The organism is Microcella putealis (assembly GCF_004216575.1).
GTDB classification, from domain to species: domain Bacteria; phylum Actinomycetota; class Actinomycetes; order Actinomycetales; family Microbacteriaceae; genus Microcella; species Microcella putealis.
On sequence record NZ_SGWW01000004.1, the window covers coordinates 94968 to 113777 of the forward strand.

Here is an 18810-nt window from a genome sequence, read left to right on the forward strand (position 1 = left end):
CTAGGCGTCCGGCGCGAGAGGCAGCCGTACGCGGAACACGGTCTGGCCCGGCTCCGAGACGGCATCGACGGCACCGTCGTGGGCGCGCACGATCGCCGCGGTGATCGCGAGACCGAGGCCCGTCGAGCCGGTCGCCCGCGAGCGCGAGGTGTCGGCGCGGGCGAAGCGCTCGAACAGCACGGGCTGCACCTCGGGAGGGATGCCCGGGCCGGTGTCGGTGACCGTCACGATCGCGAAGCCGTCAAGCACGCCGAGCGCCGCCGTCACCTGCGTGCCGGCCGGCGTGTGCACGCGGGCGTTCGCCAAGAGGTTCGCGATCGCCTGGTGCAGGCGCGGCTGGTCGCCGAGCACCACGACCGGAGACTCGGGCACCCGCACGACCCAGTCGTGATCGGGCGACGCGGCACGCGCATCCGCCGTGATGTCGACGACGAGGCGGCCGAGATCGACCGCCTCGCGGGCGAGCTGGCGGCCCTCGTCGAGGCGGGCGAGCAACAGCAGGTCGTCGACGAGTCCCGACATGCGCACCGACTCGCTCTCGATGCGGCTGAGGGCGTGGCGCACGTCGTCGGGCAGTTCGTGGCCGCCGCGGCGGGTGAGTTCCGAGTATCCGCGGATCGCCGCCAGCGGGGTGCGCAGCTCGTGGCTCGCGTCGGCGACGAAGCGGCGCACTTTCTGCTCGCTGGCCTCGCGGGCGTCGAGCGAGCGCTGCACGTGCTCGATCATGCGCGAGAAGGCTCCGCCGAGCTGGCCGACCTCGGTCTCGGGGTCGGCGTCGGCCTCGATCGCGGCGACGCGGCCGCGCAGGTCGACCTCGCCGCGGTCGAGTGGCAGGCTCGCGATCTCGGTCGCCGTCTGACGGATGCGCGTAAGCGGCGTCAGGGCGAACCGCACGACCGAGCGCCCCAGGAGCGCCGCGACGGCGAGGGTGCCGACGAGGATGATCGTGATGACGGCGCCGAGGCGGCTTGTCGTGACGACGACCTCCTGTGTCGAGAGGCCGACGAGCAGCGTCGTGCCGCCGGGGAGTTCCGTCGCGAGCACGCGGAACTCGCCCCCGATGCCCGGGAAGCGAATCGTGCGCGGGTGCTCGAGGGTCGTGTCGGCGAGCATCCGCAGCTGCAGCTGCGACAGGCGTTGCACCTGCGCCTCGTCATCGAGGTAGGCGGCGCTTACGCGACCGCTCTCGCCGACGAACGCGATGAGGCTGCCCACGGGCAGGCCCGGCGCGAAACCGAGTCGCGGGTCGGCGGGGCGGCTGCCCACGGCGAACTCGACACGGGCCGCGGTCTGGCGCAGCTCTTCGTCGAGCTGGGCGACGAGGGACGAGCGCAGGGCGACCGTGCTGATGAGGCCGATGCCGAGGGTCGCGAGCGTCAGCAGCGCCAGGATTCCCGCGATGAGGCGCCGCTGCAGCGACCAGCGGCCGAGCATTACGAGACCGGCTTGATGAGGTAGCCGACGCCGCGGACGGTGTGAATCATCGGCTCGCCGAGGGTGTCGATCTTCTTGCGCAGGTACGAGATGTAGATCTCGACGATGCTCGAACGGCCGCCGAAGTCGTAGCTCCACACGCGGTCGAGAATTTGCGCCTTCGACAGCACGCGGCGCGGGTTGCGCATGAGGTAGCGCAGCAGCTCGAACTCGGTGGCCGTGAGCTCGATCTCGGTGTCGCCGCGGCGCACCTCGTAGCTCTCTTCGTTCAGGACCAGGTCGCCGACCCGAATCTCGGGGTCGGCGCGCTCACTGACGACGCTGGCGCCGCGGCGAATCAGCCCGCGCAGGCGCGCGACGAGCTCCTCGAGGCTGAAGGGCTTGGTCACGTAGTCGTCGCCGCCGGCGGTGAGCCCGGCGACGCGGTCGTCGACGGCGTCTTTCGCCGTCAAGAACAGCACCGGAATATCGCGACCGTCGCCGCGCATCCGCTTGAGCACCTCGAGGCCGTCAATGTCGGGAAGCATGATGTCGAGCACGACGATGTCGGGCTGGAACGCCTTGGCCTCCGCGACCGCCGCCTCGCCGCTGAGCGCACTCTTGACCTCCCAGCCCTCGTAGCGAAGCGCCATCGAGACGAGGTCGGCGAGCGAGGGCTCGTCGTCGACGACGAGCGCACGCACGGGCGAGCCGTCGGGGCGCGTCAGTCGGGGCGTTTCGGGCAGGGTGTCGGTCTCGTTCATGCTTCCCATTCTGCGGAGCCCGCTATGCGCGGTCTGTGCCAATTCTATGAACGAGCTAAACGCATCCAATGAACGGATGCGCGGTGCGCGCCCGAAAGGCGCCTCGCTTTGGTCGCGGTCGCGCCTCCGCGTTCACGCACTGGCCGCGCGGCCGTGACCCGCGGGAAACACGTCGCCGCCAGAATGGTGGAGCGGCGACGGCGCCGCGCGGGCGGAAGGGGCACAGTGATGGACACGATGCGCGCGATCGGCATGAGCGAGATCGGCGGCCCCGAGGTGTTGCAGCTCATCGATGCCCCCAGACCCGTGCGCGCGAACGCCGAGGTGATGGTGCGCGTGCTCGCCGCCGGCGTGAACCCGATCGACGCGAAGACCCGGTCAGGGCGCGGGGTGTCGGGCGCGATACGCCACTACCCCGCGATTCTCGGCTACGACTTCTGCGGTGAGGTCGTCGAATCGCCCTACCAGGCCCACCCGTTGCAGCCGGGTCGGCGCGTCTACGGCATGACCATGGTGCCGCGCTTCGACGGCAGCTACGCCGAGTACGCGGCGGTGCCCGAGGCCTTTCTCGCCCCCGCGCCGACGACCCTGAGCGCCGTCGAAGCGGCAGCGGTGCCGCTCGCCGCGCTTACCGCGTGGGGCATGGTCGTCGAGGTGGCGAAAGCACACGACGGGCAGCGGATGCTGATTCACGCGGGCGCCGGAGGCGTCGGACACTTCGCGGTACAGCTCGCCGCCTACTTCGGGGCGCGCGTCATCGCGACCGCCTCGCAGCGCAACGTGGGGTGGCTGCACGAGCTCGGCGCCTCCCGCGTCATCGACTACGGGGCCGAGCGCTTCGAGGACGTGATCGACGAGGTGGATGTCGTGATCGACCTCATCGGGAACGTGCACGACGACACCGGGTCACGCTCACTGCGCGTGCTGCGGCCGGGCGGCCTGCTCGTCAACGCACCCACCGGCAGCTGGACGACGATGGAGGAGGAGGCCGCGGCCGCAGGCGTTCGGGCGACCGGCTTCCGCGTCGCGCCGTCGGGGTCGACCCTCGGCGTGATCTCACGACTCATCGACGCGGGCGACCTGCGCGTGAACGTCGAGCGCACCTACCCGCTGGCCGAGGCAGCAGAGGCGCACCGCGTGCTCGAGCGCGGCCACGTGCGCGGCAAGCTCGTGCTGACCGTCGCCGAGTAGCGCGCGACCGCGCCGCGATACCTGCACCGCGCATCCGGAAACGACGGCAGCGCCGCAACAGTCGGACGGTCGATGGCGCGCCAGGTTGGGCCTTCAATTGCCCGTTGTGGGGCCTTCCTCGGGAGGAAGCCCCCACAACTGACGTCTCGCGAGTTTCTTGTCCCACGCGCGGCCGTGGCGCTGCCAACTGAGGCGCCCTCACCGGGCTCGGTGGGTTGCGCGTGGTGGCGGCGCCGTGCGGAGTCGAGTTGCCCGTTGTGGTCAGGTCATCAGCGCGAAACACACCACGAGGGGCAACTCGTGCAGTAGCGGCCGTGGTGGCGACGGTGCCGCGCATCCGCACGCAGCCCCGCGAACGCGCGCCGCGCATCCTGATACGACGACCCCGCGGAAACGACGAAGGCCCCGCCGGAGCGGGGCCTTCGCGTGTGATCGAAACGTCGAACTAGATCGAGTTGACGTCGAGCGGGATTCCGGGGCCGAAGGTGGTCGAGACCGAGCCCTTCTGGATGTAGCGGCCCTTCGAGCTCGACGGCTTCAGGCGAACGACCTCGTCGAGCGCGGCCGTGATGTTCTCGGTCAGCTGCTCGGCGGTGAAGCCGGTCTTGCCGACGACGAAGTGCACGTTGGCGTGCTTGTCGACGCGGAACTCGATCTTTCCGCCCTTGATGTCGGTGACAGCCTTCGCGACGTCGGGGGTCACGGTGCCGGTCTTCGGGTTCGGCATGAGGCCGCGGGGGCCGAGCACCTTACCGAGACGACCGACCTGGCCCATGAGCTCGGGGGTCGAGACCGCCGAGTCGAAGGCGGTGTAACCGCCCGCGACCTTCTCGATGAGCTCGGCGCCACCGACCTCGTCGGCACCGGCCGCGATGGCCGCCTCGGCCGCGGGGCCGGTGGCGAACACGATGACGCGGGCGGTCTTGCCCGTGCCGTGCGGCAGGTTGACGGTGCCGCGCACCATCTGGTCGGCCTTACGGGGGTCGACGCCGAGCTTCAGCGCGACCTCGACGGTCGAATCCATCTTCTTCGAACCCGTCTCGCGAGCGACCGCGACGGCCTCCGCTGCGGTGTAGTACTTGCCGGCCTCGATCTTCTCGGCCGCGGCCCGGTAGGCCTTCGACTTCTGTGCCATGTTGCGTCTCCTGTACGTGAGTTCGCGGTTGACGAGCCTGGCTGGCTCTCCCGCTGAGTGAAGGTGTGTGGGGCGCCGATTACTCGACGGTGATGCCCATGCTGCGGGCGGTGCCGGCGATGATCTTCGCGGCGGCGTCGATGTCGTTCGCGTTCAGGTCGGCCTGCTTCTGCTCGGCAATGGCGCGTACCTGGTCGCGGGTGATCTTGGCCACCTTCACGGTGTGGGGGGTCGACGAACCCTTGTTGACGCCCGCGGCCTTCTTGATCAGCTCAGCGGCCGGCGGGGTCTTCAGGATGAACGTGAACGAACGGTCTTCGTACACGGTGATCTCGACGGGGATGACGTTGCCGCGCTGCGACTCGGTCGCGGCGTTGTACGCCTTGCAGAACTCCATGATGTTGACGCCGTGCTGACCGAGCGCCGGGCCGATGGGCGGGGCGGGGTTGGCGGCGCCGGCCTGGATCTGCAACTTGATGAGACCCGAGACCTTCTTCTTCGGTGCCATGTTTCTTTCCTTACTGTCGTGCGGCATCCCCCGAATAATTCGATGGATGCTGCGCTCCCGCCTGCGCGCCCGGTGCGCGCCGCGGTGGTTTCGTGGGGCTGGTTAGAGCTTGGTGACCTGGTCGAACGAGAGCTCGACGGGGGTCTCGCGCTCGAACAGCGAGACAAGCACGGTGAGCTTGCCGCTCTCGGGCTTGATCTCGTTGATCGTGCCGGGAAGGCCGGCGAACGAGCCCTCCTTGATGGTGATCGTCTCGCCGATCTCGAAGTCGACCTCGGCGGGGATCACGCGGGCAGCAGCGCCGCCCGACTTCGCCGCACCCGGCTTGGCCGGGGCTTCGGCAACCTGCACGGTCGACTTCAGCATCTGGAACGCCTCGTCGAAGCGCAGCGGCGTGGGGTTGTGGGCGTTGCCGACGAAGCCGGTGACGCCGGGCGTGTGGCGCACGACCGACCAGCTGTCTTCGTTCAGGTCCATGCGGACGAGCACGTAGCTGGGGATGCGCACGCGGTTGACGAGCTTGCGCTGCCCGTTCTTGATCTCGACCACGTCCTCCATGGGGACCTGCACCTCGTAGATGCTTTCCTCCATGTTCATCGAGATGCGGCGCGATTCGATGTTCGACTTCACGCGCTTCTCGAAGCCCGCGTACGAGTGCACGACGTACCACTTGCCGGCCTTCATGCGCAGCTCGAGCTTGAACTCTTCGTACGGGTCGACCTCGGCCTCAGCCTCGTCGTCTTCTGACTCGTCGTGCGTCGCTTCGGCGGCGGCCTCAGCCTCGTCGGCCGAGTCGATGTCGAGGGCGTCGTCGACGACGGCGTCAGCCTCGGGGTCGGGCGCGTTTTCGAGCGCGTCGAGCAGGCCGTCGAGGTCGGGCTCGTCGGATTCGTCGACGACGTGCATGGCATTGTGCTCGGCCGCGTCGGCCGAGTGAATCTGCTGCTCGAGCACGTTGCCCTCTTGGGCCTCGTCCTCTTCGCTTGACTGCTCGGCTGCGGTCGCGAGGTCAATATCGCGCGGCAGTTTCTCGCTCACTAGGTCTCTTTCCGTCTGCGGTGGGTCGGTGGTCGTCAGCTGGCCGTTACGGCGAGCCGAAGACGAAGCCCACGAGGGTACCGAACACGATGTCGAGGCCCGACACGATCGCCATCATGATGATCACGAAGACCAAGACGACGAGCGTGTACGTGATCAGCTCACGACGGGTCGGGGTGACGACCTTGCTCAGTTCGTTGAATACCTGGCGGATGAACAGCGCCAGGCGGCCGAACGGACCACGCTTTTCGGCGCGCTCCTTCTTGGCAGTGGCGACGATGTCCTCATTGGGTTCGTCGACGGCGTTCCTGGCCACGTGTTGGTTCACCCTTCCTCGGTGTGCACAGAATTCGTGCTTTGCAGGGCGGACAGGACTCGAACCTGCAACCTGCGGTTTTGGAGACCGCTGCTCTACCAATTGAGCCACCGCCCTTAGCGGGGGGTTGAACCTGAACGTGGTCTGCCGCGAGATCAACACCTGAGCATCGAACGGCACGACAAAGCTTGGCAGAGTTCAACTACCGCGCCCCAGTGTAGGCGAGTGATCGGAGTGCGTCCAACCGACCGCTCACTAGACTTCGGTCATGGCTGAGACTCACCCCCGCATCGCCCGCCGCATCGCCGCCATCAGCGAGTCAGCGACCTTGAAGGTCGACGCGAAGGCGAAGGCGTTGAAGGCGCAGGGGCGTCCGGTCATCAGCTACGCGGCCGGCGAGCCCGACTTCGCGACCCCCGAGCACATCGTCGAGGCCGCTGCGGCCGCCGCGCACGACGTGAAGAACCACCGCTACACGCCGGCCGCCGGCCTTCCCGAGTTGCGCGAGGCCATCGCCGAGAAGACCCTGCGCGATTCGGGCCTCGCCGTCAGCGCCGGCCAGGTCATCGTCACGAACGGCGGCAAGCAGGCGGTGTACCAGGCCTTCCAGACGCTTGTCGACGACGGCGACGAGGTGCTGTTGCCCGCGCCGTTCTGGACCACCTACCCCGAGGTGGTGCGCCTCGCCGGAGGCGTGCCCGTCGAGGTGTTCGCGGGCGCCGAGCAGAACTACCTCGTGACGGTTGAGCAGCTCGAGGCCGCGCGCACGCCGCGCACCAAGGTGCTGCTGTTCGTCAGCCCCTCGAACCCGACCGGCTCGGTGTACAGCCCCGAGCAGACCCGCGCCATCGGCGAGTGGGCCCTCGAGCACGGCATCTGGGTCATCACCGACGAGATCTACCAGGCGCTCACCTACGACGGCGAGAAGGCGGTGTCGATCGTCGAGGCCGTTCCCGCGCTCGCCGACACGTGCATCCTCGTCAATGGCGTCGCGAAGACGTACGCGATGACCGGCTGGCGGGTGGGCTGGATGGTCGGCCCACAGGACGCGATCGCCGCCGCCGCGAACCTGCAGTCTCACCTGTCGTCGAACGTCGCGAACGTGTCGCAGCGCGCGGCCATCGCGGCGCTCACCGGCCCGCAGGACGCGGTCGCCACGATGCGCGAGGCGTTCGACCGGCGACGGAAGCTCGCCGTCGCCGAGCTGAACCGCATCCCGGGCATGCGCACCCCGACCCCGACCGGCGCGTTCTACGTCTACCCCGACGTGTCGGGCCTGCTCAACCGCGAGTGGGAGGGCGTCACCCCGACGACCTCGCTCGAGCTTGCCGACCTCATTCTCGAGAAGGCCGAGGTCGCGGCCGTGCCCGGTGAGGCGTTCGGCCCGAGCGGCTACCTGCGCTTCAGCTACGCGCTCGGTGACGCCGAATTGCTCGAGGGCATTCAGCGCCTGCAGCGTCTCTTCGGCACGAACTAGCTCGAACTCGTCGGCGCCTGGCGGGTCGGCGCGCGTCCACCATTTGGTGGACGACGAATTCGACCGGCGGATGCTGGCGGTCGGCCCCGAGGACGGCGATGCTGGTCGCATGACAGCAACCGAGAACGTCGTCGAGGTGCGCGAGCTGCGCAAGACCTACGGTGACGTCGCCGCCGTCGACGGCGTGAGCTTCGACATTCACCGCGGTGAGACCTTCGCCCTGCTCGGCCCTAACGGCGCGGGCAAGTCGACCACCATCGAGATTCTCGAGGGGTACCGCGAACGCACCTCCGGTGAGGTGCGGGTGCTCGGCACCGACCCCTGGCGCGCGAGCCTCGACTGGAAGGCGCGGCTCGGCATCGTCTTGCAGTCGAGCGGCGAGACGGGCGCCGTCACGGTGCGCGAGCAGCTCGCCCACTTCGCCGCCCTCTACCCGAACCCGCGCGACGTCGACGAGGTGATCGCCGCCGTCGGGCTTGAGCACAAGGCGGGCTCGCTCATTCGCAAGCTTTCTGGCGGTCAGCGCCGCCGGGTCGACGTCGCCGTCGGCATCATTGGCCGGCCTGAGCTGCTGTTCTTGGACGAGCCAACGACCGGCTTCGACCCCGAGGCGCGCCGCAACTTCTGGAGCCTGGTGCGCACCCTGCAGTCGGAGGGCACGACGATCGTGCTCACGACCCACTACCTCGACGAGGCCGCGCAGCTCGGCGACCGCGCTGGCGTGATCGCGAACGGAAAAATGGTGGACCTCGCGCCGATCGACTCCCTCGGCGGTGCGGATGCGCGCATCCCGATCGTGCGCTGGCATGAGGCGGGCGAGCCACGCGAGGAGCGCACCCCGACGCCGGGCGCCTTCGTCGCCGCGCTCATTGCGCGGCTCGGGCCGGAACCGGCGGGGCTCGAAGTGATTCGCCCGAGCCTCGAAGACGTGTACCTGCAGCTGGTGGGCCACGAGCACGCCGCCGACCTCGGTCAGGAGGTGGCCTCGTGAGCCGGGCACTGCGCCTTGGGGGTCTGCGCATCGGCTACGAAATGCGCGCGTACTTCCGTCAGGGCGACACCGTCTTCTTCACCTTCCTCTTCCCGGTCGTGCTGCTCACGATCTTCTCGGTCTCGTTCAGCGAGGCGAGCTTCGGCCAGACCGCTGACGGCGACGAGATCACGGCGGCGTGGTTCTTCCTGCCGGCGATGCTCGCCGCGGGCGTGCTGCTGAGCGGCCTCCAAAACCTCGCGATCGACATCGCGGTCGAGAAGTCGAACGGCACGCTCAAGCGTCTGGCCGGCTCGCCACTGCCCGTGACGAGCTACTTCATCGGCAAGATCGGGCAGGCCCTCGTCACGGGCATTCTGCAGGCGATCGTGCTGCTCGCCCTCGCCTTCACCGTGTTCCAGGTGCCGCTGCCGGAGGACCCGGCACTGTGGGGCCGCTTCGTCTGGATCTTCCTGCTCGGCGTCGTCACCTCGGCGATTCTCGGCATCGCCCTGTCGAGCGTTCCCCGCAGCGGGGCGTCGGCGACGGCTGTCGTGATTCCGATCGTGCTCGTCTTGCAGTTCATCTCGGGCATCTTCCTGCGCTTCAGCGACCTTCCCGAGTGGCTGCAGCAGGTGGCGGCGATCTTCCCGCTGAAGTGGATGGCGCTCGGCATGCGCAGCGTCTTCCTGCCCGACGAGCTCGTGGTGCTCGAACCGAACGAGACCTGGAACCTGCCGGGCATCGCGATCGCCCTCGGCATCTGGCTCGTCGTCGGCCTGGCGCTCACACTTGTGACGTTCCGCTGGGTGCGGAAGAACCAGTGACCGAGCTCGCGCGCCGCATCACCGCCACCGGCTGGTGGTGGCTGGCGATCGGCGCGGTCTCGGTGCTGCTGGCGGTGCTCGCCGTCACGGCCCTCGGCCCGCTCGCGGCGAGCTGGCGGCTGCCGCTCGCGCTCAGCGGCATCGGGATGCTCGTGGCCGGTTTCGCACTCGTCGGCGCCCGCCGCGTCGATCACCCCGACGGCTCGATCGCGATGGTCGTCGTCGCGATTCTTGCGGTCGGCGTCGCCTCGGCCGGCTCACCCACGATGGCGATCATGCAGGTGATCGCATACCCGATCGCCTGGACCTTCACCGCGTCGATGCGTAGCGCCATCAACGCGAACATCGGGGTCGGGGCCGCGGTTGCGGCCGGGTTCGTGATCAGCATCGGTACGAGCCCCGCCGACCTCGCCCAGACAGCGTTCACCGTCACGCTTTCGCTCGGCTTCAGCCTCGCGATGGGCTTCTGGATCGCCCGGATGTCTGAGCTGGGCGACCGCAACGGCGTGCTGCTCGCCGAACTGCAGGGGGCGCAAGAGCAGATCGCGGCGCTCAACCGCGACGCCGGCGCCGCCGCCGAGCGCGAACGCCTTGCCCGCGAACTGCACGACACGATCGCGCAAGACCTCACCGGCCTCGTCATGCTCGCCCAACGCGCCCGCCGCGAAGGAGGCACGCGGGACGAAACGCTCGCCCTCATCGAGGAGGCCGCCCGCGGTGCCCTCGGCGAGACCCGCGCGCTCGTCGCCGCGGGCGCCGCCCTGACCGGCGCGGCGCCCGGCCCCGACGGCGGCCCCGCCCCCGAACTCGACCTGCCCGGTGCACTCGCCCGGCTCGCCGACCGCTTCGAGCGCGAGGCCGGCGTGCGCGTGGTGACCGATGCGTCGGCTGCTCCCCCGCTCGACCGCGACCGCGAGGTCGTCGTGTTGCGGTGCGCGCAGGAGGCGGTGGCGAACGCGCGGAAGCACGCCCGCGCATCCACCGTCACGATCGTGCTCGACGAGCACGACGGATGCGCGCGCCTCGTCGTCGAGGACGACGGCGCCGGCTTCGACCCGGCCGCGGCCTCCGCGAGCGCCGGCTTTGGGCTGCCCGGCATGGCCGAGCGCCTCGCGCTCGTCGGCGGTTCGCTCGTCGTCGACGCACGGCCGGGCCGGGGAACGCGCTTGACCGCCGAGGTTCCGCTCGACAGGGTCGACGCATGATTCGAGTGCTGGTGGCCGACGACCACGCCGTCGTACGGGCGGGCATCGTCGCGCTGCTCGGCGACGAGCCCGACATTGAGGTTGTCGGCGAGGCCGTCGACGGCGTCGAGGCCGTCGAACTCGCCGCCGCGCTCACGCCCGACCTCGTGGTCATGGATGTGCGCATGCCGCGCCTGACCGGCGACGAGGCGACCGCGCGCATCCTCGCCGAGACGCCGGGCGTGCGCGTGCTCGTGTTGACGACCTACGAGAGCGATGCGAGCATCCTCGCCGCGATCGAGGCCGGCGCGAGCGGTTACCTGCTGAAGGCCGCACCCGCCGAGGAGCTGCTCGCCGGGGTGCGCTCGGTCGCCGCAGGCGAGGTCGCGCTGTCGCCCGCGATCGCGGCGCAGCTGGTCGCCCGGGTGCGGCAGCCCGCGCCGCCCGCACTCACGCCGCGCGAGACGGAGGTGCTGCGGCTCGTCGCCAGCGGGCTCACCAATAAGCAGATCGGCGAGCGCCTGCACCTCGGCGAGGCGACCGTGAAGACGCACCTCTTGCGCACCTTCGACAAGCTCGGGGTGAGCGACCGCACGCGGGCGGTCACCCTCGCGATGGAGCGCGGGCTGCTGTAGGCGTGTGCGCCGCGATGCGCGCGGCGCGCGCCGGCTACAGCTCGACGCCGACGAACACCGGCTCGGGGTGCAGCATGACCCCGAACTCGCTGAGCACCCGGGTCTGGATGTAGCGCGCGAGCTCGGCGATCTCGGCCGCCGTGGCGCCGCCCGTGTTCGTGATCGCGAGGGTGTGCTTCTTCGACACCGCGGCGCGCGAGGCGCCGAGCGAGAACCCGCGCGTGATGCCCGCGCGCTCGATCAGCCAGGCGGCGCTGAGCTTCACGGGGGCGTCGACCGGCTCCGGCGGCGGCACCGGCTCGGCGCCGAGCGGCACGGCCAGCGCCCGTGGTTCGGGCGCCGTCGCGAAGCGGGGCGCATCCGTCGGCAGCGTTCTCGCGAACGCGCCCGACACAATCGGGTTGGTGAAGAACGAGCCGGCGCTGACCGAATCGGGGTCGTTCTCGTCGAGCACCATCCCCTTGGATGCGCGGAGCCGGATCACGGCGGATCGCACGCCCGCGACCGGCGCGCGCTCGCCGATGGCGACGCCGAGCGAGTCGGCGAGCTGCGCGTACGCGACCGGGCGGCTGCGGGCACCGTCGTTGCGCTCGAGCGCGAGGTCGACGCTCAGCACGACCCAGGGGCGGCCGGCCTTGATGACGCTCGCGCGGTAACCGAGCTCAAGTTCGGGGGCGGGCACGCGGCGGCGCTCACCCGACACGAGGTCGAGAATCTCGACCGCGACAAGGCTCTCGCCGATCTCTTGGCCGTAGGCGCCGATGTTCTGAATGGGCGCGGCGCCCGTCGACCCGGGGATTCCGCTCAGGGCTTCGAGGCCCGCGAATCCCTCATCGACGGTGTGGGCGACGAGGTCATCCCACGGCTCGCCCGCGGCGACGCGCAGCCGCACCGGGCGGCGCGAGCCGTCGACGTCAGGCAGGCGCTCGATGCCGCGCGTCATGACCCGGATCACGGTGCCGTCGACACCCTGATCGCCGACGAGCACGTTCGAGCCGCCACCGAGCACCAGCCACTCGTCGTCATGCGCCTGCGCCTCGAGCACCGCGTCGACGAGCTCGTCGGCGCTCGTCGCCTCGACGAGGCGCGCGGCGGGACCGCCCACGCGCAGCGTCGTCAGCGCGGCGAGCGTCGCCCCGCGGTCGTCGGTGGCGGACGTCACAGCGAGCGGATGCGCGCCTGCGCCTTGCCGAGCACCGTCTGGCCGCCGTACGAGACGGTCAGGTCGATGCGCGCCTCGTCCTCGTCGAGCGCACCGACCGTCGCCACCACCTGCAGCTCGGCGCCGTCGGCGGGGTCGACGACGACGGGGCGCGTGAAGCGCACCTGGTAGTCGGTGACCCAGCCGCGGGCATCCAACCAGGCGGTGACGGGGGCGATCGCGACGCCCATCGTCAGCATGCCGTGGGCGAGCACGCCCGGGAGGCCGACCTGGGCGGCGACGTCGTCGCGGTAGTGGATGGGGTTGAAGTCGCCGCTGGCTCCGGCGTACCGCACGAGCGCGTCGCGCGTGAGGGTGAGAGTCTCGTCGGCGATGACCTGGCCGAGCTCAAGGTTCAGGGTCTCGGCGATGCTCATGCGTCGTCCCCCCGCACGACGAGGGTCGACACGCTGGTGACGACGTGCGCGCCGCCAGCGTCGACCATGGCGGTCTCGCTCGTCACCATGGCGTTGCCACCGAGCGTCTTGATGCCGGTCACCCGCAGGGTCGCGGTGAGCTCGTCACCGGCGACGATCGGCCGCGTGTAGCTGAAGCGCTGGTCGCCGTGCACGACCCGGCTGAAGTCGATTCCCGCGTCGGGCTCGGCGAGCAGCTGCTGCAGCGTCGCCTCGGCGACCACGATCGGGAAGGTCGGCGGGGCGACCACGTCGGCGAATCCCGCGGCGCGGGCCGCCTCGACATCGTGATGTAGGGCGGCGGATGCGCGGGTCGCTCGGGCAAATTCGCGCACCTTCTCGCGGCCCACCAGATACGGGGCGACCGGAGCGAAGGCGCGCTCGGTGAGGTCGGGGTTCACAGGCACCCGGCCAGTCTAGGCCGGGGCCCGTGCGCGGCTCAGAAGAGGGTGGCGCCAAGCAGGTGGTCGAGCATGGCCCGGCCGAGCCGCTTCTCGGCGGCGTTGCGGCGCTGCTCTCCGCGCACCAGCAGTTCGAGCCCGCGGGTGGCGGCGACCGCGTCGAGCGCGGCCTGGTCGCGCTCGGTGGGCGTGCGGCCGTAGCCGTGCAGGAAGGCGGCCTTCAGCCAGGGCGCGTCGCGCCAGGGGCCGTACTCGAGCCACAGCAGGTCGACGATGCGCGGCTCGTGCTCGGCCTGCGAGAAGTCGATGAGCCGCACGTGGCCGCCCGGGTCGATGATCCAGTGTTCGGGGCGCAGCGCGCGGTGCGCGGGCACGTGGTCGAAGACGCCGAGGTCGAGGGCGGCGGCCACGTACTGCCGGGCGAGGTGTCGCTCGGCCGCGAGGCGCTCGGCGCGCTCATCGGCCGGGTCGTCGCCGACGCCGAAGACGCGCTCGGCTTCGATGCTCCAGCGCTCGAACTCGGCGGCGATGAGGCGCCCGAAGCGGTCGTGGCGACGCGGGGGCTCGGCGTCGTGGAGGCTGCGCACCAGCTCGCCGAGGCGGTAGTGAATGTCGGGGTCGGTCTCGTGCGGCGTGCCGAGTGCCGGTTCACCCAGCAGGCGCGACAGCGCAAGCATGCGCAGCCCGTCGTCGAGCGTGACGATGCGCGGCGCGTCACCGCCGAGCGCCATGCCGTACTGCTGCAGCGCCCCGCTTTCGCGGCGGTAGGGGGCGTCGTCGCGGTGCCACTTGACGACCACCTGTTCGCCGCCGCGGGTGACGACGTGCAGCACCCGCGAGGTGCGGTAGCGGCCCCAGTGCTCGACGACGACGTCGACGGGGCCGAGGGTGCGGTGCACGCGGTCAAGCACCTCGGCGTCGCTCGCGAGGCGCGCGTTCGGCCGCGTCAGCGGCACGTCGGCGTCAGCGACTGCGCTCATGGGGTGCTCCTCCCGGCCAGAGGGGGCGTGGCGTTTGCGCCATTCGACCACGAAACCCCGGTCTTCCTGCGGTGGAAGCCGGGGTTTCGGGTGATGTCTCAGCGATGCAGCGCTGAGACCGAAGTCATGAGATGACTACTGGCAGCTCTCGCACTGCAGCATGTCCATCGGGTCGACGGGCACTGCGTAGCCACCGACGGTGTCGTTTTCGTTGTCCATGTCGGGCCTCCTGTGTTTCGGGGAATCCCGCCGTCCGGCGGTGGGAGCTCCACTATATACACGGAATGACACCTCTGTCATTCCCCTAGATGTAGTGGTTCGGCGTGTCGCGGCAAAATTCTCGTAGGCCTTGATCGGCGGCGCTCAATAGACTCAAGGGGTGGCGGATGACCGGGGCGAGCAGGGCACGGAGGACGCGCCCACGAGCCCCCCGGCGAGCGCCTCGGCGAGCCCCCCTGTGAGCGCCCCCGCCCCCGATGCGGAAGCCCGCTCGCGTGTCGAGCAACGCCGCGAAGACCTGATCGAGGAGGGAATCCTCGTCTCGATGGCGGCCCTGCGAATGAAGGTCAAGAACCGCACCATCGTGTGGATGCTCCGCGACGGAAAACCGTGGGACGACGACGCCGTGCGCGACATGGTGCGCGACGAGGTCGCCGCACTCACCGCCGAACTGCTGCGCGAAGCGGAGCGGCTCGCCGAGCTGCGCCCGAAAGCAGCGCGCCGCATCGGCCGCTCGCAGCACCAGTACGACTACGGCCAGGAGGACGTCTACCTGCTGCGCCAGCGCGAGAACACGAACCGCTCGGTCGCCGAGCGGCTCACCGCGCTGGCCGACGACGACGCGAAAGTGAACGCCGTGGTCGCAGGCGTGAAGCACGACAACCTTATGGACATCGTGGGCGCCGCCCCCCTGCCATTCGAGCCGCGGCCGAGCGACGTGATCGACCCCGAGCAGCAGCGCCGCGCGATTCGCGCGATCGAGAACGAGCTGCAGGTCATGCTCGCGAAGGCCGAGGGGCGACCGCTCGTCGTGCCGAGTGCCACGCGTGCGCCGGCCCGGGCGTCGAACCGCCCGTGGTGGAAGCGCCTGCGCCAGTCGCGCTGAGTGCCTAAAGATTGGTAGCGAGGGCGGGACTCGAACCCGCGACACCACGATTATGAGCCGTGTGCTCTAACCACCTGAGCTACCCCGCCGGGTAGGACCCCCGCATGACCTGCGAGAGAACCAGGGCCCCGAGTCAGGATTGAACTGACGACCCCTTCCTTACCATGGAAGTGCTCTACCACTGAGCTATCGGGGCGCAGCCGATCGGTTTCCCGATTTCGGCACCAGAGAAGATTAGCACCTGTCGCGCGGGGTGTCAGACCCGCCTGGGCTCAGGCATCCGAGCGCGAAACGACGCTCCACTGGGGGCTGTCAGCGGCCGCCGGAACCCCGTCCCCGGGGAACGCGGGGGTCGCCACCCCGGGCAGCTGCCACGCGGTGAAACTCATGCCCGTCGAGCGGATGCGCGCGGCGGGGCCATGCGCGCCGCTCGCGTCCGCGACGCGCGCGCCGCGCGCATCCGGTGCGACGTCGGCGGAGCCGATCAGCCGGGTGGCGGCCGCCCCGTCGATCCCGTCGAGGACGATGTCGCTGTCGGCCCGCGCGGCCAGCACGATGACGACCTCGTCGGCGGTTTCGCGCGCGAAGACGAGCGCGTCGTCGCTCGCGTGCAGCCAGCGCAGCGAGCCGTGGCTGAGCGCGGGGTGCTCGCGGCGCAGTCGCAGGTGCGCGGCGTACAGGTCGATCGTGGCGGCGTGGTCGTCGACGCTCTGCCACGGGATCGTGGTGCGCGAGTGTTCGCCGTTCTCACCGGTGAAGCCGAACTCGTCGCCGGCGAAGACGACGGGGATTCCGGGCAGCGACACCGAGAGGCCGAGGGCGACGGGCACGGCGCCGGGCCGCGCGCGGTTCACGAAGCGGGCGGTGTCGTGCGTGTCGAGCGCGTTCATCGAGTGCAGGCGCGAGCGCCACGGCATCGCCGCGGTGAAGCGGGTGTTGGCCGCAGCCACCTGCTCGCCCGTGTACTGCGGCATGACGGGGTAGGGCAGGCCGAAGAACCAGCTGATCGGGCCGGGCTCACTCAGCCAGGCCCACACGGCGCGGGTGAAGCTGGCGTAGGTCATGGCGCCGTGCCAGCCGTCACCCTGCATGTCGCTCTGCGCGTCGTTGGTGCTCTCGCCGAGCAGCAGCGCCTCAGGGTTCGCCTCACGCAACGTCTTCTGCGTGAGCTGGCGCACCTCGGCGTTCAGGTCGTGGTCGTCGAGGCGGCCCGTCATGTTGGCGACGTCGATGCGCCAGCCGTCGAGCGAGAACGGCGGTCGCAGCCAGCGCCCCACCACCGAGTCGGGCCCGTCGATGAAGCGGCGGCGCAGCTCGTCGCTGGCCCAGTTCAGCTTCGGCAGGCTTTCGACGCCGAGCCACGACACGTAGCCGTTGTCGTCATCGAGGTAGTAGAACGCCCGCTCGGGGGCGTCGGCGCGGGCCCGCGCGGCGACGAACCACTCGTGTGCGTCGCCCGAGTGGTTGAGGGTGAGGTCGCCCATCACCTTGATGCCGCGGGCGTGCGCCGCCTCAACGAGCCGGATCAGCGCTTCGTCGCCACCGAGCAGCGGGTCGACCTGGTCGAAGCTGTGCGCGTCGTAGCGGTGGTTCGACCGGCCGGGAAAAACGGGAGTCAGGTACAGCACCGTCGCGCCGAGACGCTCGAGGTGGTCGAGGTGCTCGGTGATGCCGTCGAGGTCGCCGCCGTAGAACTGCCGCGGCGTCGACGGGCCCTGATAGATCGGCTCGTCGGCCCACTCGGCGGGCTCAGCCCACTCGGGCAACTCGCGGCCGTCAGCCGCGGCCGAGCGGGCGAAGCGGTCGGGAAAGACCTGATACATCACCGTCTCGGCGCCCCACGCGGGCGGCGGCGCGAAGGTGCTGAGCCGGAAGTCGTCGTCGTCGCGGGTCTCGATGTCGCTGAGCCCTGCCTGCGACAAGAAGTGCGTCTCGCCACTCGCCCGCGTGATGACGAAGCGGTAGCCGTGCACCGGATTCTCGACGAGCAGCTCGGCTTCCCACCACGTCGCGTCACCGTCGTGGTGCACGATGACGGCCGGGGTGAACCGCGGCTCGTGGTTGGGGTTCGAGCGCGTCTTCACCGCGGCGACGTGGCCGTAACGGTGCGGCACGCGCAGGCGCACGCGCACCGCGTCGCCGAGGGCCGGCGCGTCGGTCGAGACGTACAGAGGCGAGCCGTCGTGGTGCGGACGGGCATCAACAGGAGGCAGCACGATGCGGGGTGGTCCTTCGTGGTGGCGTGCGCAGCGTCTTACTTGACGCTGCCGGCGGTGAGCCCGCCGATGATGTACTTCTGCAAGTACAGGAACAGGGCCATCACGGGGATTGCCGCGAGGACCGCACCCGCCGAGAAGAGCGTCCAGTTCGTGGAGGTCTCTTGGCTGACGAATTGATAGAGCCCGACCGCCAGGGTCTGCGTCTCGGGGCTCGTCAGCACGATGGAGGCGATCACAAACTCGCTCGTCGTGCCAATGAACGACAGTAGCCCGACAACCGCAAGGATCGGCGCCACGAGGCGCAGGATGATCGTGAAGAAGATGCGCGCGTGGCTCGCCCCGTCAATCTTCGCGGCCTCGTCGATCGACACGGGGATCGTGTTGAAGAAGCCGTACATGAGGTAGGTGTTCACGCCGAGCGCGCCCCCGAGGTAGACGAGAATCAGGCCCGCCTGCGTGCCGATGCCGATCTGCGGGAAGATCTCGCCGATGCCCGACAGCAGCAGGAAGATCGCGACGACGCCGAGCAGCTGCGGGAACATCTGCACGAGCAGCAGGGTCAGCAAGCCGACCCGGCGACCGGTGAAGCGCATCCGCGAAAAGGCGTACGCGGCGAGCGCACCGAGAAAAACGGTGCCGAGCGAGGTCGTGAGACCGATCACCATGGTGTTCACGAACCACGCCGCATACGGCTGCTGCGGCAGCTGGAAGAGTTCGACGTAGTTGCCGAAATCGATCGTGCGGAACAGGGTGTTCGAGCCGACGAGCGTGCCGGTCGGGTTCAGCGAGGCCGACAGTACGTAGGCGAGCGGGAAGGCGGCGAACACCAGCATGACGACGCCGATGAGGTGGCGCCAGCCGGTGTCGCGGAACCAATAGCCGAATCCGCGGCGACGGCGCTCGGGGATGCTCGGGCGCGTCTCGCGAGGCTCGTCGCGATCGCGCACGGTCGTTGCTGCTCCGGCAACGGCGGGGTTCAGCCGCGCGCCGATCTCTTGGCCGTCGGACGGGTTGAAGGGGTTCGTCATGG

At 70.0% G+C, this 18810-nt stretch carries 19 protein-coding genes and 3 tRNA genes; 7 read left to right on the plus strand and 15 right to left on the minus strand.

Features of this window, described 5'->3' with window-relative positions:
- The gene (locus EV141_RS10380) at positions 1 to 1434 is read right to left on the minus strand and encodes a sensor histidine kinase (RefSeq protein WP_130485906.1); all 1434 of its coding nucleotides are present in this window, start codon (positions 1432 to 1434) and stop codon (positions 1 to 3) included.
- Entirely contained in the window at positions 1434 to 2177 is a 744-nt protein-coding gene (locus EV141_RS10385) for a response regulator transcription factor (protein ID WP_130485907.1), read from the minus strand. The genes EV141_RS10380 and EV141_RS10385 overlap by 1 nt, the downstream gene beginning before the upstream one ends.
- Before the next feature lie 228 nt (positions 2178 to 2405).
- Between EV141_RS10385 and EV141_RS10390 the strand changes: the two genes are divergently transcribed.
- Positions 2406 to 3368, plus strand: coding sequence for an NADP-dependent oxidoreductase (locus tag EV141_RS10390; protein ID WP_311768265.1), 963 nt, complete (start codon positions 2406 to 2408; stop codon positions 3366 to 3368).
- A 445-nt stretch (positions 3369 to 3813) separates the two neighbouring features.
- On the opposite strand, the gene rplA is transcribed toward EV141_RS10390, so the two are convergent.
- The 5 genes from rplA to EV141_RS10415 all read right to left on the minus strand — a co-directional run bounded on the left by rplA (position 3814) and on the right by EV141_RS10415 (position 6482).
- Positions 3814 to 4503: a 50S ribosomal protein L1 gene (rplA, locus tag EV141_RS10395; RefSeq protein ID WP_130485908.1), complete on the minus strand. Its 690-nt coding sequence runs from the start codon at positions 4501 to 4503 to the stop codon at positions 3814 to 3816.
- 79 nt (positions 4504 to 4582) lie between these two features.
- The gene (rplK, locus tag EV141_RS10400) at positions 4583 to 5011 is read right to left on the minus strand and encodes a 50S ribosomal protein L11 (protein ID WP_130485909.1); all 429 of its coding nucleotides are present in this window, start codon (positions 5009 to 5011) and stop codon (positions 4583 to 4585) included.
- Between the two features lie 102 nt (positions 5012 to 5113).
- Positions 5114 to 6049: a transcription termination/antitermination protein NusG gene (nusG, locus tag EV141_RS10405; protein ID WP_130485910.1), complete on the minus strand. Its 936-nt coding sequence runs from the start codon at positions 6047 to 6049 to the stop codon at positions 5114 to 5116.
- A 46-nt stretch (positions 6050 to 6095) separates the two neighbouring features.
- The gene (gene secE, locus EV141_RS10410; RefSeq protein WP_157985545.1) at positions 6096 to 6365 is read right to left on the minus strand and encodes a preprotein translocase subunit SecE; all 270 of its coding nucleotides are present in this window, start codon (positions 6363 to 6365) and stop codon (positions 6096 to 6098) included.
- Positions 6366 to 6409: 44 nt separating this feature from the next.
- Positions 6410 to 6482: transfer RNA gene (locus EV141_RS10415), tRNA-Trp, on the minus strand.
- A gap of 151 nt (positions 6483 to 6633) precedes the next feature.
- On the opposite strand from EV141_RS10415, the gene EV141_RS10420 reads away from it, so the two are divergent.
- The 5 genes from EV141_RS10420 to EV141_RS10440 all read left to right on the plus strand — a co-directional run bounded on the left by EV141_RS10420 (position 6634) and on the right by EV141_RS10440 (position 11458).
- On the plus strand, positions 6634 to 7842 hold the full coding sequence (locus EV141_RS10420) for a pyridoxal phosphate-dependent aminotransferase (protein WP_130485912.1): 1209 nt from the start codon (positions 6634 to 6636) through the stop codon (positions 7840 to 7842).
- Positions 7843 to 7951: 109 nt separating this feature from the next.
- Positions 7952 to 8833 (plus strand): ABC transporter ATP-binding protein, encoded by an 882-nt coding sequence (locus EV141_RS10425; RefSeq protein ID WP_130486009.1) that lies wholly within the window; start codon positions 7952 to 7954, stop codon positions 8831 to 8833.
- A 41-nt stretch (positions 8834 to 8874) separates the two neighbouring features.
- Positions 8875 to 9639 (plus strand): ABC transporter permease, encoded by a 765-nt coding sequence (locus tag EV141_RS10430; protein ID WP_130486010.1) that lies wholly within the window; start codon positions 8875 to 8877, stop codon positions 9637 to 9639.
- Complete coding sequence (locus EV141_RS10435) at positions 9636 to 10844, plus strand: sensor histidine kinase (protein WP_130485913.1); 1209 nt, start codon at positions 9636 to 9638, stop codon at positions 10842 to 10844. Before EV141_RS10430 ends, EV141_RS10435 begins: the two co-directional genes overlap by 4 nt.
- On the plus strand, positions 10841 to 11458 hold the full coding sequence (locus EV141_RS10440) for a response regulator (protein ID WP_130485914.1): 618 nt from the start codon (positions 10841 to 10843) through the stop codon (positions 11456 to 11458). Before EV141_RS10435 ends, EV141_RS10440 begins: the two co-directional genes overlap by 4 nt.
- Before the next feature lie 34 nt (positions 11459 to 11492).
- On the opposite strand, the gene EV141_RS10445 is transcribed toward EV141_RS10440, so the two are convergent.
- From EV141_RS10445 to EV141_RS10460, 4 genes are read right to left on the minus strand one after another with little or no spacing between them, the layout of a single operon-like run.
- The gene (locus tag EV141_RS10445) at positions 11493 to 12620 is read right to left on the minus strand and encodes a UDP-N-acetylmuramate dehydrogenase (protein WP_130485915.1); all 1128 of its coding nucleotides are present in this window, start codon (positions 12618 to 12620) and stop codon (positions 11493 to 11495) included.
- Positions 12617 to 13036, minus strand: coding sequence for a MaoC/PaaZ C-terminal domain-containing protein (locus EV141_RS10450; protein WP_130485916.1), 420 nt, complete (start codon positions 13034 to 13036; stop codon positions 12617 to 12619). The genes EV141_RS10445 and EV141_RS10450 overlap by 4 nt, the downstream gene beginning before the upstream one ends.
- Entirely contained in the window at positions 13033 to 13482 is a 450-nt protein-coding gene (locus EV141_RS10455) for an FAS1-like dehydratase domain-containing protein (RefSeq protein WP_130485917.1), read from the minus strand. The genes EV141_RS10450 and EV141_RS10455 overlap by 4 nt, the downstream gene beginning before the upstream one ends.
- Positions 13483 to 13514: 32 nt before the next feature.
- A complete protein-coding gene (locus tag EV141_RS10460; protein ID WP_130485918.1) occupies positions 13515 to 14456 on the minus strand; it encodes an aminoglycoside phosphotransferase family protein in 942 nt (313 codons plus the stop codon).
- Between the two features lie 379 nt (positions 14457 to 14835).
- On the opposite strand from EV141_RS10460, the gene EV141_RS10470 reads away from it, so the two are divergent.
- Positions 14836 to 15561 (plus strand): hypothetical protein, encoded by a 726-nt coding sequence (locus tag EV141_RS10470; protein ID WP_130485919.1) that lies wholly within the window; start codon positions 14836 to 14838, stop codon positions 15559 to 15561.
- 12 nt (positions 15562 to 15573) lie between these two features.
- Here the strand turns inward: EV141_RS10470 and EV141_RS10475 are convergent.
- The 4 genes from EV141_RS10475 to EV141_RS10490 form a co-directional block, all read right to left on the minus strand.
- A tRNA-Met gene (locus EV141_RS10475) sits at positions 15574 to 15650 on the minus strand.
- Positions 15651 to 15685: 35 nt separating this feature from the next.
- Positions 15686 to 15757 (minus strand) — tRNA-Thr (locus tag EV141_RS10480).
- A gap of 76 nt (positions 15758 to 15833) precedes the next feature.
- Positions 15834 to 17777, minus strand: a complete 1944-nt coding sequence (locus EV141_RS10485; protein ID WP_241969222.1) for a glycoside hydrolase family 13 protein — start codon at positions 17775 to 17777, stop codon at positions 15834 to 15836.
- Between the two features lie 38 nt (positions 17778 to 17815).
- A complete protein-coding gene (locus EV141_RS10490; RefSeq protein ID WP_130485920.1) occupies positions 17816 to 18808 on the minus strand; it encodes a sugar ABC transporter permease in 993 nt (330 codons plus the stop codon).
- Between the last annotated feature and the right edge of the window lie 2 nt (positions 18809 to 18810).